The 14,756-nt window shown below is 69.8% G+C and carries 13 protein-coding genes; 8 read left to right on the plus strand and 5 right to left on the minus strand.

Annotated features, from left to right (window positions below; genetic code table 11):
• Positions 1–1,941 (minus strand): TIR domain-containing protein, encoded by a 1,941-nt coding sequence (locus JKJ07_RS34235; RefSeq protein ID WP_202996092.1) that lies wholly within the window; start codon positions 1,939–1,941, stop codon positions 1–3.
• Between the two features lie 64 nt (positions 1,942–2,005).
• Between JKJ07_RS34235 and JKJ07_RS34240 the strand changes: the two genes are divergently transcribed.
• Positions 2,006–2,902: a hypothetical protein gene (locus JKJ07_RS34240; RefSeq protein ID WP_202996093.1), complete on the plus strand. Its 897-nt coding sequence runs from the start codon at positions 2,006–2,008 to the stop codon at positions 2,900–2,902.
• Here JKJ07_RS34240 and JKJ07_RS34245 read toward each other — a convergent pair.
• Positions 2,871–3,863 (minus strand): LacI family DNA-binding transcriptional regulator, encoded by a 993-nt coding sequence (locus tag JKJ07_RS34245; protein ID WP_202996094.1) that lies wholly within the window; start codon positions 3,861–3,863, stop codon positions 2,871–2,873. The genes JKJ07_RS34240 and JKJ07_RS34245 overlap by 32 nt on opposite strands.
• 176 nt (positions 3,864–4,039) lie before the next feature.
• Here JKJ07_RS34245 and JKJ07_RS34250 point away from each other — a divergent pair, with 176 nt between their 5' ends.
• The 4 genes from JKJ07_RS34250 to JKJ07_RS34265 are packed head-to-tail and all read left to right on the plus strand — an operon-like array spanning position 4,040 to position 9,234.
• Complete coding sequence (locus tag JKJ07_RS34250) at positions 4,040–4,945, plus strand: carbohydrate ABC transporter permease (RefSeq protein ID WP_202996095.1); 906 nt, start codon at positions 4,040–4,042, stop codon at positions 4,943–4,945.
• Complete coding sequence (locus JKJ07_RS34255) at positions 4,945–5,862, plus strand: carbohydrate ABC transporter permease (RefSeq protein ID WP_202996096.1); 918 nt, start codon at positions 4,945–4,947, stop codon at positions 5,860–5,862. The genes JKJ07_RS34250 and JKJ07_RS34255 overlap by 1 nt, the downstream gene beginning before the upstream one ends.
• A 32-nt stretch (positions 5,863–5,894) precedes the next feature.
• A complete protein-coding gene (locus tag JKJ07_RS34260) occupies positions 5,895–7,232 on the plus strand; it encodes an ABC transporter substrate-binding protein (protein ID WP_202996097.1) in 1,338 nt (445 codons plus the stop codon).
• A gap of 25 nt (positions 7,233–7,257) precedes the next feature.
• The gene (locus JKJ07_RS34265; RefSeq protein ID WP_202996098.1) at positions 7,258–9,234 is read left to right on the plus strand and encodes a beta-galactosidase; all 1,977 of its coding nucleotides are present in this window, start codon (positions 7,258–7,260) and stop codon (positions 9,232–9,234) included.
• A 62-nt stretch (positions 9,235–9,296) separates the two neighbouring features.
• On the opposite strand, the gene JKJ07_RS34270 is transcribed toward JKJ07_RS34265, so the two are convergent.
• On the minus strand, positions 9,297–9,626 hold the full coding sequence (locus JKJ07_RS34270) for a hypothetical protein (protein WP_202996099.1): 330 nt from the start codon (positions 9,624–9,626) through the stop codon (positions 9,297–9,299).
• Positions 9,627–9,723: 97 nt separating this feature from the next.
• Here JKJ07_RS34270 and JKJ07_RS34275 point away from each other — a divergent pair, with 97 nt between their 5' ends.
• Positions 9,724–10,695, plus strand: a complete 972-nt coding sequence (locus JKJ07_RS34275) for a S66 peptidase family protein (protein ID WP_202996100.1) — start codon at positions 9,724–9,726, stop codon at positions 10,693–10,695.
• Here the strand turns inward: JKJ07_RS34275 and JKJ07_RS34280 are convergent.
• On the minus strand, positions 10,692–11,471 hold the full coding sequence (locus tag JKJ07_RS34280; protein WP_202996101.1) for a class I SAM-dependent methyltransferase: 780 nt from the start codon (positions 11,469–11,471) through the stop codon (positions 10,692–10,694). The two genes, JKJ07_RS34275 and JKJ07_RS34280, sit on opposite strands and share 4 nt — an antisense overlap.
• Positions 11,426–12,037, minus strand: a complete 612-nt coding sequence (gene lepB / locus JKJ07_RS34285) for a signal peptidase I (protein WP_202996102.1) — start codon at positions 12,035–12,037, stop codon at positions 11,426–11,428. Before lepB ends, JKJ07_RS34280 begins: the two co-directional genes overlap by 46 nt.
• Before the next feature lie 166 nt (positions 12,038–12,203).
• Here lepB and JKJ07_RS34290 point away from each other — a divergent pair, with 166 nt between their 5' ends.
• Entirely contained in the window at positions 12,204–13,409 is a 1,206-nt protein-coding gene (locus tag JKJ07_RS34290) for a ThuA domain-containing protein (protein WP_202996103.1), read from the plus strand.
• Positions 13,410–13,982: 573 nt separating this feature from the next.
• A complete protein-coding gene (locus JKJ07_RS34295) occupies positions 13,983–14,663 on the plus strand; it encodes a Crp/Fnr family transcriptional regulator (RefSeq protein WP_202996104.1) in 681 nt (226 codons plus the stop codon).
• The last annotated feature ends 93 nt before the right edge of the window (positions 14,664–14,756 follow it).

The raw sequence follows: 14,756 nt of genomic DNA on the forward strand, positions 1-14,756 counted from the left end.
TCACTGTAGGCGACGGGCCAGCTCCGCACCGCGGGCCGCGAAGGCCGACCATTCCGCCGGTGTCAGCTCCAGATGCTTGCGCGCCGCCGGCAGCGAACAAGCCCGCTGCTCCCACCCGTCGACCCGTCCGCGCCGCATCCGGAACCGCACCAGCAGCCCGTCGGCCCACCCGTAGACGTCGTGATCGGCCCCCGCCACCAGCCGGGTGACCTTCTGCTCGGCCACGATCCAGTCGAGCGCCTCGAGCTCCTGCTGGATCCGCCCGGCCAGCTCGAACGCCAGATTCGCCGACGCCCGATCCCGCAGCAGAGCCAGACCATCCCGTACGGCCTGGGTCTGCTCGGCACCGCGGCGCAGCACTGCCGCGATGGCCGCCAGGAACGCGGGCCGGTCGACCACGCCGACGCCCCGGATCCGGGCCAGGTCGCGCAGGCCGCCGTCGAGCCGCTCGCTCGTGTAGCGCACCGGGAAGATCCGGTCGAGCCCCGACACCGCCAGCCGCGCCTGCGCCCCGCCCAGGTAGGGCCCGAACTCGGCCGCGCCCGGAGCATGCAGGTGCACCACCCGCGGCCCGGCCGCGTCCAGCTGGATCCCGACCGGAACCTCCAGCCCGCCCCGGATCCGGTTCCACCGCGGCTTCGACCGTTCCAGCAGGTTGCGTTCGAGCCACGCGGCCTCGTGCACGGAGTCGCACTCGACCGCCTCGACCCGGGTCACCTGCGGAACCATCCGCCGCAGATGCCGCCGGTCGCGCAGGTCACCCCAGTAGGACCCGACCCGGCTGCGCAGGTTGGTGGCCCGCCCGACGTAGAGGACGCGCCCGCCCGCGTCGCGGAACCGGTAGACCCCCGGCGCCGCCGGCAGCCGAGCACTCAGTTCCCTGGACACAAGGCCGCAATCTACCCCTAGATGTACGCGCCGAGCGGCGGCGCCTCCTCCTGGCGCTGCAGGATCGCGTCGAGCAGGGCCTCGCGCGGCTCGGTCCCGTCCCCGGCCGGCGGCCAGTGGATGAACAGGTAGGGCCGCAGGAAGATCGGCAGCGCCTTGCGGGTGTCCTCCGACCACACCACCGGCAGGTATTTGAGCTGCTCGTTCTTGGCCCCGATGTCCTCGGCGGATCTGCTTGATCTCGTAGGCCAGCCCGCCGTCGAGGTCGTCGGCCCGTTTCGCGTACGCCTCGGTGCAGACGAGCACGACGCGGTCGGCCTGGGTGATCTCGTTCTGCATCCACTGCTGCAGGTTCATGCCGACCATCAGGTGCCACAGGTCGCAGCGCGCGTTGACGCCGTTGCCCCGCAGGAAAGTCCCGAGCGCCCGTACCCACTGCTTCACCTCGGGCCGGTCGGCGTGATAGCTGATGAACACCCGTACGGGCTCCGGGGCGACGTGCACCCGCGCGGTCGCCCGATCGTCCGGGGCCGGCAGCGGCTCGCGCACCGGCGCCGACGGCTGGTCCGCCGCGGGCAGCCCGTCGCGGTGCCGCAGCAACACCTCGTACGTCTCCCGGGCCAGCACGAAGACCCGCAGCGTGGCCTCGCGCGCGGCCGTCGACAGGAAGCCCGCGGTCAGCCGGTCGAGCACGTCCTCCGGCTCCAGCCCGCCCGCCGCCGCCCCGAGCAACGGCGCCGACAGGTTCTGCGGGAACGGCTCCTGGGTGGTGGCCTCGCCGAGGCACCGCCCGGCCCGCTCGATCGCGCCGAGGTCACTGCCGAACCCCTCGACCGAGGTGGCCCACGCGACCTGCTGCGCGAAGTGCTGCCCGCCGTCGAACCGGGTGATCCGGACCGTGCCCAACGGCCCCGGCAGCGGCCGCGGAATGTCGTACTGGCGCATCCGCTCGGCCACGAACGGCGTGGCGGTCCCCCCGGTCGACGCGGGCAACACGATCAGATCGCAGGGCCGACTGAACATGTCACCGTGCACAAGCTGAACGCTGCCCATGCCGACCAGTGTCACCCCCGCCGCAACTCCGGGGCTCCGGCCCCACGTTCGTACGATGTGGGGCGTGACAGAGCGATCATGGGAAGTCGAGCCCGGTTCCGGCGTCGGCCCGCTGCGGTTCGGGGCCACCAGGGGCGAGCTGCGGGAGCTCCTCGGGCCGCATGAGGCCTTCCGCCGTGGGGCCACCTCGGAGCTGACCGATCAGTACGAGGACGGGCTGATCATGCTCACCTGCTCCGACCGGGAGGGCCTGCACCTGATCGAGATCCCCAAGCCGGACGGCCTCTACTACCACGGCGTCCACCTCGGCGGCGCGGCCGAGACCGTGCTCGGGGACCTGCGGGCGGCGGGGATCGAGGCCACCGCCGACGACTCCGGCTGGCTCCTCGCCGGCGGCGCGCTGGCCCTGTACGCGACGGGCGACCGGATCGAGGCCGTCACGGCGTTCGGGCCGGGGCACGAGATGCGCGGCGAGATCGTCTTCTTCCCGGCCGGCGCCGAAGCGATGCCCCCGGCCTCGTCCTACGTCGTCACCCCGGGCTCGGGTGCCGGCCCGGTCGCGCTCGGCGGGCACCGCGACGAGGTGCGGAACCGGTTGAGCGGCGGCCTCTGCTGGCAGCACGCGCCCGGCTCGCGGGAACCGGTGGAGGACACCTTCATGGCGGACGGCCTGACGGTTCGCTACGGAGCCGGCCACACGGCCGAACGGATCTTCGTGACCAGGGCGGACGAGGTGCGGCTGGACGGGATCAACCTGATGCCGGCCCATCCGGCGACGATCGAGGACGTGCAGGCGTCGCTGGTGGGAGCCGGCTACTCGCTGATCGAGCGGGAGGCCGCGATCGAGATCGCCGGCGCCGGGGTCGAGATCCGGACGACGCGGCCGTCGCCGTCCGGCGCCGGCCGGATGCCCGTGGCCTGCGTCAGCGTCAGCGCCGATTCCCCGGAGGCGCTGTACTAGCCCGCTCGACGAGGGTGGTGGGGACCAGCACCGTGCCCGGTTCGCGGGTGTGGTGGCGGATCTGGTCGAGCAGGCCCTGCACGCACTGCCGCCCGACCTCGGCGAAGTCCTGGTGGACCGTGGTCAGCGGGGGCAGGTAGGAGGCGGCGTCGGGGATGTCGTCGAAGCCGGCCACGCTCACGTCGGCGGGGACGCGGCGGCCGCGCTCGTGCAGGGCGCGCAGGACGCCCAGGGCCATCTGGTCGTTGGCGCAGAAGATGGCCGTGCAGGTCGGGTCGCCGGCCAGGCGCAGACCGGCCTCGTAACCGGAGAGGGCGGTCCAGTCGCCGCGCTGGACCGGGGGGACGACGCGGCCGGCGTCCTCGAGGACCGTACGCCAGGCCAGCGCGCGGCGCTCGCTCGAGAACGACTCGGCCGGGCCGGTGACGTGATGGACCGTGTCGTGGCCGAGCTCGAGCAGGTGGCGTACGGCCTGGCGGGCGCCGTCGGCCTGGTCGGTGTCGACCACGGGATAGCGGTCGCCGGCGTCGGAGTCGACCACCACCACCTGCACGCCGGGCGGGAGGACGAGGTTCGCCGCGTCGAGCAGGTGCACTTCCATGATCACGATGACGCCGTCGACGGCCAGCTCGCCGAGGCGGGTGAAGGCGCCGAGCACGCCGTCCTGGGTCGGCATCGCGACCGGGATCAGGGTGATCGCGTATCCCTCGTGGGCGGCCTGCGCGGCGATCGCCTCGACCGTACGGCTGTTGCCGGTTGTCGCCAAGGTGAACAAAATGACGCCGATAGTACGAAACTCACCCCGTTTCAATGCACGGGCCGCACTGTTGGGCCGATAACCAAGCTGTTGCATCGCGTTCAGAACCTGACGCCGCGTCGACTCGACCACGCTGGTGTGGCCGTTGGCGACGCGGCTGACCGTCTGGGAGGACACCCCAGCTAGGCGGGCCACGTCGGCCATCGAAACGCCACGGGGGCGGCTGCTTGACGATCCCTGCACGCAGTGAAACTATCACCCTCATGTTTACGCAAACATCACACCAGTGAACTCGTCGAAACATTGTCGAACACGCTTGATCGGGTGCAATGTTTACGTAATCAACACTCTCGGTGAACAGTAAGACGGGATGACGGCAGATGGCTGTTCCACAGGTCGCGGCACCGCCGCCGGCGACACGGCGCGTACGCCGCTCGCACCAGGGCTGGAAGTTCGTCGGCCCGTTCATGATCGTGTTCGCGCTGGTCTTCCTGGCCCCGATCGCGTACTCGATCTATCTGAGCCTGTATCGCAACCGGCTCATCGGCGGTAACGCGTTCGTCGGCCTGGACAACTACACGCAGGCGCTGCAGGACTCGCAGTTCTGGTCGGGCGTCGGCCGGGTCGGGTTGTTCCTGGTTGTCCAGGTGCCGATCATGCTGTTCCTGGCCCTGCTGGTGGCGCTCGCCCTCGACAGCGGCCGGCTCTACGGCAAGAGCTTCTTCCGGGTCTCGATCTTCCTGCCGTACGCGGTGCCGGCCGTCGTCGCCGCACTGATGTGGGGCTTCATCTACGGCTCACAGTTCGGCCTGGTCGGCAGCATCAACGACGCGCTCGGGATCTCGCTGCCCGACCCGCTCAAGCCGAGCCTCATCCTGGCCTCGATCGGCAACATCACGACCTGGCAGTTCGTCGGGTACAACATGCTGATCTTCTTCTCGGCCCTGCAGGTCGTGCCGAAGTCGCTCTACGAGTCGGCCGCGATCGACGGCGCCGGCCAGCTCCGGATCATCCGCTCGATCAAGCTGCCGGCCATCCGGGGCGCGCTGGTCATCGCCACGATCTTCTCGATCATCGGTAGCTTCCAGCTGTTCAACGAGCCGGCGATCCTGCGCAACCTGGCCCCGAACGCGATCACCACGTACTTCACGCCGAACTTCTACGCCTACTCGCTGACCTTCTCGGGCCAGCAGATCAACTACTCCGCGGCGGTCGCGGTCATCATGGCCGTGATCACCATGATCGTCGCCTACGTGGTGCAGCTGCGCGGGACGAAGGACCTCTGATGACCACTACTTCAGTTCAAAAGCCTTCCGCCCGTACGTCGAAGCCGGTCACCCTGTCGTCGAAGCGGCCCCGCCGCAAGGGCAGCATCCTGCTGACCGTGCTCACCGCGCTGATGGCCGCGTACTCGCTGTTCCCGCTGGCCTGGCTGCTGATCAACTCGACCAAGACGCAGGACGGGCTGTTCAGCTCGTTCGGGCTCTGGTTCGACGACGGCAAGTTCGCCCTGTTCAGCAACATCGCCGACACGTTCACCTACAACGACGGCATCTACCTGCGCTGGCTCGGCAACACGGCGCTCTACGTGCTGGTCGGCGCGGGCGGGGCGACCTTCCTGGCCCTGCTGGCCGGTTACGGGCTGGCCAAGTTCGACTTCGTCGGTAAGAAGGCCGTCTTCGCCATCGTCATCGGCGCGGTGGCCGTGCCGCCGACCGCGCTGGCCGTGCCGACGTTCCTGATGTTCAGCAAGATGGGCCTGACCAACACCCCGTGGGCCGTGATCATCCCGTCGCTGATCTCGCCGTTCGGCCTGTACCTGATGTGGACCTTCGCCGCCCAGGCCGTGCCGACCGAGATGCTCGAGGCGGCCCGGGTCGACGGCGCCGGCGAGTTCCGCACGCTCTTCAAGCTCGCCGTGCCGCTGCTCATGCCCGGCCTCATCACCACCCTGCTCTTCACCATGGTCGCCACCATGAACAACTACTTCCTCCCGTTGATCATGCTGAAGAACCCCGACTGGTATCCGCTGACCGTCGGGCTGAACAGCTGGAACGCGCAGGCCGCGACCGCGGGTGGCGAGGCCGTCTTCAACCTCGTCATCACCGGCTCGCTGATCACCGTCGTCCTGCTCCTCGCGGCGTTCCTCTCGCTGCAGCGTTACTGGCAGTCCGGCCTGGCCGCCGGCTCCGTCAAGGAATAACCAACACCCTCCCGCTCTGAAAGGGCACCAAGATGTCCCGATTTCTGAAGGTGGCGGCCGTTGCCTCGGCCGCCGTCCTCGCCCTCGCCGCCTGTGGTGGTGGCGACGACGACTCGTCGACCGGCTCGTCCGGCGGCGCCACCGTCTCCGAGGCCGACGTCACCGCGGCCCTCGAGAAGGGCGGCACCCTGACGGTGTGGGCGTGGGAGCCCACCCTCAAGGACGTCGTCACGAAGTTCCAGGAGAAGTACCCGAACGTCAAGGTCGACCTGGTCAACGCGGGCACCGGCGACAAGCAGTACACCGCCCTGCAGAACGCGATCGCCGCGGGCAAGGGTGTGCCGGACGTCGGCCAGATCGAGTACTACGCGCTGCCGCAGTTCGCCATCGGCAAGGCGCTGACCGACCTCAAGTCGTACGGGGCGGAAGCTCTGAAGGCCGACTTCAACCCCGGCCCGTGGAACTCGGTCAACTCCGGTGGCGGCGTCTACGGCCTGCCCATGGACTCGGGCCCGATGGCGCTGTACTACAACAAGGAGGTCTTCGACAAGTACAAGATCGAGGTCCCCAAGACGTGGACCGAGTACCTCGAGGCCGCCCGTAAGCTGCACGCCGCCGACCCCAAGGCCTACATCACCAACGACACCGGCGACGCGGGCCTGACCACCAGCCTCATCTGGCAGGCCGGCGGCAAGCCGTACACGGTCGACGGCACCAACGTCACGATCAACTTCAACGACCCGGGCTCGCAGGAGTTCGTCAAGGTGTGGCAGGCCCTGATCAGCGAGAAGCTGCTCGCGCCGGTCAGCTCGTGGAGCGACGGCTGGTTCCAGGGCATCGGCAACGGCTCGATCGCCACGGTCGCGACCGGCGCCTGGATGCCGGCCAACTTCGTCACCAGCGCCCCGGCCGGCTCCGGCAAGTGGCGCGCGGCCGAGCTGCCGCAGTGGACCGCCGGCGCCAACGCCAGCGCCGAGAACGGCGGCAGCGCCCTCTCGATCATGGACAAGGGCGCCAACAAGGAGCTCGCGTACGGCTTCCTGAAGTTCGCCAACGACGGCGACGGCGTGCAGGTCCGCGTCGACGGCGGCGCGTTCCCGGCCACCAGCAAGACCCTGGCCGACCCGGCCTGGCTGGCCGACGAGTTCGAGTACTTCGCCGGGCAGAAGGCCAACGAGATCTTCGCGAAGTCGGCCCAGCAGGTCGTCACCGGCTGGTCGTACCTGCCCTTCCAGGTCTACTCGAACAGCGTCTTCAACGACACCGCGGGCAAGGCGTACGTCTCGAACACCACCCTCGCCGACGGCCTGAAGGCCTGGCAGGACCAGTCCGCCAAGTACGGCAACGAGCAGGGCTTCACCGTCAAGTAACCAGCTCCACCCTCTGGGAGATCCTGTGTCACACCCCCGTTGGCTGCGCCGGTCCGGAGACCCTCGTCTCGAGTACGGTGCGGACTACAACCCCGAGCAGTGGCCCCGCGAGGTCTGGGACGACGACGTGCGCGCCATGCGCGAGGCCGGCGTCACCATCGTCTCGCTCGCCATCTTCTCGTGGGCCAAGATCGAAACCGCCGAGGGCCGGTATGACTTCGGCTGGCTCGACGACGCGATCGACCTGTTGCACGCCAACGGGATAGCGGTCGACCTGGCCACGGCGACGGCCTCGCCGCCGCCGTGGCTGACGACCGCGTACCCCTCCGTGTTGCCCGTCGACAAGCAGGGCAACACGATCTGGCCGGGCGGCCGCCAGCAGTGGCGGCCGACCTCGCCGATCTTCCGCGAGCACGCGCTGCGCCTGGTCCGCGAGATGGCTTCGCGGTACGGGAACCATCCCGCGGTGGTGGCGTGGCACGTCAGCAACGAGCTGGGCTGCCACAACGTCTACGACTACTCGGACGACGCCGCGGCCGCCTTCCGTACGTGGCTGCGGGCTCGCTACACCACGATCGACGCGCTGAACGAGGCGTGGGGCACCGCGTTCTGGTCGCAGTGGTACACCGACTTCGAGCAGATCCTGCCCCCGCGGCAGGCCGCGACCCACCCGAACCCGGGTCAGCAGCTCGACTTCAAGCGGTTCTCGTCCGACGCGCTCAAGGACTACCTGATCGCCGAGCGCGACATTCTGCGCGAGCTCACCCCCGACATCCCGGTCACGACCAACTTCATGGTCATGGGCGAGACCAAGGGCATGGACTACGCCGACTGGGCGGCCGAGGTCGACTTCGTGTCGAACGACCACTACCGCCTGCCCGGCAAGCAGACCCTCGACGAGCTGTCGTTCTCGGCCAACCTGACCGGCAACCTCGCCGGCGGCCGGCCGTGGTTCCTCATGGAGCACTCGACCAGCGCGGTCAACTGGCAGCCGATCAACTTGGCCAAGAAGCCCGGCGAGCTGGCCCGCGACGCCCTCACCCACGTGGCCCACGGCGCCGACGCGGTCTGCTTCTTCCAGTGGCGGCAGTCCCGGGCCGGGGCCGAGAAATACCACTCGGCGATGGTTCCGCACGCGGGCACGTCCTCCCAGCTGTTCCAGGACGTGACCGACCTCGGCGCGACCCTGCGCTCGCTGTCCGACGTCGCCGGCGTTCCCCGTACGCGGGCCCGGGCGGCCGTCCTCTTCGACTGGACCTCGTGGTGGGCCGTCGAGCAGGACTCACACCCCTCGTCGGCGCTGCGCTACCGGCAGGAGGCGCTGGACTGGTACACGGCGTTCCTCGACCTGGGCGTACGGGCCGATGTCGTCCCCGTCGCGGCCGACCTGTCGGGCTATGACGTCGTGGTCGCGCCGGTGCTGCACGTGGTGCCGTCCGCGCTGGCCGCCCGGCTGTCGGAATTCGTCTCGTCCGGCGGGCACCTGATCACCACGTACTTCTCGGGCATCGTGGACGAGCACGACCACGCCTGGCTCGGCGGCTACCCCGGCGCGCTGCGCGACCTGCTGGGCGTCCGCATCGAGGAGTTCGGCCCCCTGCTCGACGGCGACACGGCCGAGCTCGACAACGGCCTGACCGGCACCCTGTGGACCGACCGCATCGACGTGACCTCGGCCGACACGTCCGTGCTGGCCACCTACAAGACCGGCGACCAGGCCGGCCGCGCCGCCATCACCCGCCGCACGACCGGCACCGGCTCGGCGGCGTACGTCTCGACGCGTCTGGGCCCCGACGGCCTCGTCCCGGTGCTGGGCGACCTGCTGGCCCGCGCCGGCGTCACCAGCGACCTGCCCGAATCGCTGCGCGGCCAGGTTGAACTCGCCGTTCGCGGGGACACCCGCTTCGTCATCAACCGCACCGAGGAACCGGTCGACATCACCGCCCTGGGCGGCCCCGACCGCACTCTCACCGCCAGGGGAGTGGCGGTGCTCCGCGCCTGAGTCCCAGCTCAGGCGTGCTGGACGCCCCGGGAGCCTGCGCTGCTCCCGGGGCGTCTTCAGCTTCACCGCCCCGCACTCGACACCTCGGCCACCCGCTGGCCGGTGACGTCGATCCACTCGAGCCCCGGCATCTCGAACAGCCATGGCGGCAACGCCGTGATCTGTCCGCGCTCCGGCTGCGGTGCGAGGACGACCCGGTTCACCTCTCCGCCGAAACGAGGAGTCAGCCGGTGCAGATCACCGTCGACACCGGCCGAGCAGCCCGCCGTCGAGCTCATCTTCAGCACTCGCAAGCTGCGCTGTTCGCGCACGACCTCCGGCATCGTGGTCAGCGCGTCGCCGGACAGCCGGAGGTGCTGGAGGTTCGGGGGCAGGAACCAGTGTGGCGTCATCGTATTCACGGCGTGCCGTGCCGTCGACGCGTCCCCCTTCCGGGCGGGTGGGCTTAACTCCGTGGCGGGCTGGTGATGATCTCGTAATACTGCGCTCGTGCTCCCCGGACTGCTTCGACCTCGCGCGCTGAAACCCGGTGACCTCGTCGTGATCGCGGCGTTGTCCGGGCCGTTGCCGGCGGAATACCGGTCCAACGTGGAGGAGACCGTGGCGGTCTTCGAGCGGATGGGCTTTCGCGTGCGGCTGTCGCCGCTGGTCGAGGAGGGGCGGCGGCGGTGGTGGAGTGCGGGCCGGCCGGACGAGGTCGCCCAGGAGCTCAACACGCTCCTGCGCGATCCTTCGGTGCGGGCCGTCGTCGCGCTCGACGGGGGTCAGACGGTCTTCGGCTATCTCGACCTGATCGACTATGACGCGGTCGTCGCCGACCCGAAGCCGATCCTCGGGTACAGCGACATCTCGCTGCTGCACCTGGCGCTGCACGCCCGTACGGGCTTGGTCGGCTTTCACGGTGACATGGCCGTTCCCGGCTTCGGCGGCCACTGGCGGTCGCTGCCCGACCGGGCTTCGCTCTCGGCCGTCTACTTGACGCTGCTGACCAGCCCTGATCCGCTCGGCGCGCTGCCGGCCGGCTCGGCGTGGGAGTGCTGGCGTCCCGGCCGCGTCGAGGGCCACCTGATCGGCGGCGTCATCAACCGCGTCGCGTTGGTGCAGGCCACCCCGTACGGGCTGCCTCTCGACCGATTCGACGGCGCGATCCTGTTCTGGGAGGAACTCGGCGGGCAGGCCTCGTACGTGTGGAGCTACCTGCACGTGCTCCGGCACAGCGGCATCCTCGACCGGATCGCCGGCATGGTCGTCGGCGTCCCGCAGGACATCGCCGGCCTCGACGAGACGCCACTACGCACAATCGTCCTCGACGTGCTCGGCGACCGTGACATCCCCGTGCTGGGCAACGTGGATATCGGCCACGCGGGGGCCAACTTGCCCATGCCCGTCGGTGTCCGCGCCGCGCTGGACGCGAGCGACCGCAAGCTTGCCCTGCTGGAGCCGGCGGTGCGGCTGCATTAAGGCCCGGCGCGGAACACCACGAGGTCGAGCCGTTCGACGATCGGCCCGGTGACGCGTCCCTCGGCGGCGTCCCTGCGCAGGGCGGCCAGCCCGTCCTCGAAAGCCTGGTCGGGCAGGGCGGCCAAGGGGCTCAAGGACCGTGACGCCGCCTTCTCGACGAACTCGTCGGCGTCGGCCACGAAGGTCTGCTCGACCTGGAGGCATTCCACCGTTGCGAAACCGGCGGCGGTCAGCACTTCGGTGATCCGGTCCAGGCCGAGCCGGGCCGCCGTGCCGTCCGCCCACGCCGACGGGAAGTAGCGGTAGAGCGGGATCTCCTGCACCGGACCGAAGCCGCCCCGGATCAGCACGCGGCCCGCCGGACGCAGGACGCGGCGCAACTCGGCGGCGAACCCGGGCAGATCCCCGACGTGATGGATCATCTGCGAGGCCCACACGGCGTCGAAGACACCGGCGCCGAACGGGATCGCCTCGCCCGTGCCGCCGACGACCGGAACGTTGGCTCGAAGAACCGCCCGCATGTCCGCCGACGGCTCGCACGCAACGACGCTCGCCCCGCTGATCGCCGCGAGGGCGTCGCTGAACCTGCCGGTGCCCGCCCCGAGATCCAGGATCCACCCGGCGCCGGACGGCAGGTAGGGGCGAGCCGCGACCATCCACCGCTCGACGTCCCCCTCGCGAAGCCGGCGCCCGCGGTCGTAGGCGGCTGCCATCGCCGGCCCGTACGTCATCAGGGAGCCGGAACGTCGTCGAATGTCGGTGGCACGGTCAGCCACGTCACCCGGTCGAGCGGCCAGAACAGCGTGAAGGCGCGACCCACGATCGAGCCGGCCGGGATCGTGGCCTCCTCGATGTTCTGGTCGGACAGCCAGTGCTGGAGCGAGTCGGCGGACGCCGAGCGGTGGTCGCCCATCACCCAGACCCGGCCCGCTGGGACCGTGATGTCGAACGGCCTGTCGGTGGCCTCGAAAAGGTACGGCTCGTCGAGGGCGTGGCCGTTGACCGTGATGCGGTGCTCGGCGTCGCAGCACTGCACGTGGTCGCCGCCGACCCCGATGATGCGCTTGATGAAGTCCTTGTCCGCGGCGCCGGTCCGCCATTGATGGGGGGCCTCGAATACGACGATCTCGCCGCGCCGGGGGTCGCGGACGCTGTAGACGACCTTGTTGACCAGCACCTTGTCGTCGATGTCGAGCGTGTGCTCCATCGACTCGGAGGGGATGAAGAACGTCTGCACCACGAACGCCCGCACCAGGAAGGCGACCAGCACCGCCACCCCGACGAGGATCGGCATCTCGCGCCAGAACGACTTCCGGCGCTTTTCGATCTTCTCGTCGCCCACGACCCGATCCTACGGATCGGGTGCCAACCGGTCGCGGCGCCGGCGGGCCCCGTGGGGCTTTCTGGAAATCGAATTAACTATTGCTTGTATTAAGACCTGTCGATGCCTGAGGATGGGATCGCGGCGCCGCATCCCATCCCCGCACTCATCCCCCTGAGGTATCGCCATGCGTCTGCTCAAACGCGCCCTCGTCGCGGCGCTGCTCCTGGTCGGTGTCATAGCCACGCCCGCGCACGCGGCTGCCCCCTTCAAGGTGCTCGCGTTCTACAACGGGACCTGGGACGCCGCGCACATCGACTTCGACAAGGAGGCCCGCGAGTGGTTCCCGCAGGCCGGGGCCCAGAACGGCTTCACCTGGGAGGCGACGACCGACTGGAGCCGGCTCAGCGCGTCCGGGCTGGCCGGCTACAAGGTCATCATGTTTCTGGACGACGCGCCCCCGGCCGACCGGCGGGCCGCGTTCCAGCAGTACATGCAGAACGGCGGCGCCTGGCTGGGCTTCCACGTGAGCGCCTTCACGACGAATGCGAACGAGTGGAGCTGGTACTACAACACGTTCCTGGGCTCGGGCAACTTCGCGACGAACACGTGGGGGCCGACGGCCGAGACGCTGCGCCTCGGTCAGCACCCGACGACGGCCGGGCTGCCCGCGACCATCCCGTCGGCGGTCAGCGAATGGTATTCGTGGAGCCGGGACCTGCGCCAGAACCCGGACATCGACATCCTGGCCTCGATCGACGCGACCAGCTTCCCGGTCGGCACCGACCCGAATCAGCAGTGGCGCAGCGGCTTCTACCCGCTGATCTGGAGCAACCGGAACTACAAGATGGTCTACACGAACTTCGGGCACAACGGCATGAACTACGAGACCAACACCCGTACGTCGTCCACGTTCGCCAGCGCGCAACAGAACCAATGGCTGATCAACAGCATCCTGTGGCTGGGCGGCGGCTCCCCGGCCGAACCACCGGCGCTCGTCAACAAGAACAGCGGTAAGTGCGTCGCGGCCGGCACGACCAACGGCTCGGTGGTCCAGCAGACCGCGTGCACGGGTGCGACCGCGCAGCAGTTTCAGCTGGTGCCGACCAGCGACGGCTACGTGCGCATCAACGGCCGCGGCAACCCGGCGCAGGTCCTCGACGTGACGAACGTGTCCACGGCCGACAACGCCCCGATCCAGACCTGGGCGTACGGGGGTGGCGCGAACCAGCAGTGGCGCCCGGTCGACGAGGGCGGCGGCTACTACCACTACGTGAACCGCGGCAGCGGCAAGTGTTTGGACGTACCGGCCGCCTCCACCGCCGACGGGGTGCAACTGGTCCAGTACGCCTGCAACGGGACGGGGGCGCAGAGCTTCCGGTCGGCGCGCTGACCGTTCGCCGCGCGGGTCTTCATCAACCGGGGCGGCCCGGCTCGGGTGGCCGCCCCGGGTTCCCGAAGTGATGGTCTGGCTGCCGCACCCGTATCGGACCTGGATCGGCGAATGGCATTCCGCGTCGAACGGCGACCCCCGCTCGCCGGAGTCGTCGTCACGCCGATGCCGCGGGTGCCCCCAGGCTTGGACGGCGACGGCGCCCGGGCCGCTTTTCACCCGGCGGAGATCGCGGTGAGGTGCGCCTATCGAGATGCCACATCATCGAGTTGCCGGCCCCACGCCGGCCCTCATGTGCGCGAACCGGCCTGTAGCAGCCACCCCGGACATGACCCACCGCTCCCAGGGGGGTCTCCCCCGCCACGGCCACAAGTATGACGGAAAGTCCTGATCTCCGCGGCCGCGCGACGGCGGCGCTGTGGACAAGCCGGCACTGTGGATATCGAGCACTTTCGATTCCGCTGGTCATCGGCCGGACGGGTGAAGCGCTCGCGCCTGCGCATTGGTGTGCGAACGGGCCCCGTGGTTGAGTGGTGGCCTGGGATCGGACGGGGCTGAGCCGAGGGGTTGCTCGTGCGCGACTACGTATGGGCCGCGGGCACGTTTCTCGGCAGTCTTCCCGGCGAGGTTGCGCGTTCGCTCGTCGATCGCAGTGTGCGGCGGACCTTCGCGGCCGGGCGGGTCCTGCTGCGGGAGGGGGCCCGCGACTCGCACGTCTTCCTGTTGCTCAGCGGGTTCGTCAAGGTGACCACGGCGGTCGAGGGGGTCGAGACCCTGCTCGGAATCCGCCTGCCGGGTGAGGTGGTCGGCGAGATCGGGGCGCTGACCGGGGAGCCGCGCAACGCGACCGTCAGCGCGTCGGGTCCGTTGGTGGCGGGGCAGCTGCAGCGCGGGGATTTCGAGGCCTTCCTGCGGCAGCGGCCGGACGCCTCGGCGTTGATCGCGGCGGCGGTGGCCCGGCAGTTGCGGTGGGCCAACCGGCGGCGGACGGATTTCGCGGCCTATCCGGCGCACATCCGGCTGGCCCGGGTGCTCTCCGAGATGGCCGAGGTCTGCGGGCGGGAAAGGGCCGACGGCACGGTCGAGCTGCCGGTGCCGCTGAGCCAGACCGACCTCGCGGCCATGGTCGCCATCGCCCGGGCGACCGTGGAGAAGGCGCTGCACGAGCTGCGCGACCAGGGCCTGATCACGACGGGCTATCGCCGCATCGTCATCACCGACCCGGCCAAGCTCCGGCTGACCGCGGAACCCTGACGGCAGTCGGAAAAGCGCAATCCCCTACCAGTAGGCGGTCTCGCCACCGGAACGGCTCCACGATCGTGCGTACCGAAAGCGATCGAGGAGGGG

This window comes from Paractinoplanes lichenicola, assembly GCF_016785085.1.
GTDB classification, from domain to species: domain Bacteria; phylum Actinomycetota; class Actinomycetes; order Mycobacteriales; family Micromonosporaceae; genus Actinoplanes; species Actinoplanes lichenicola.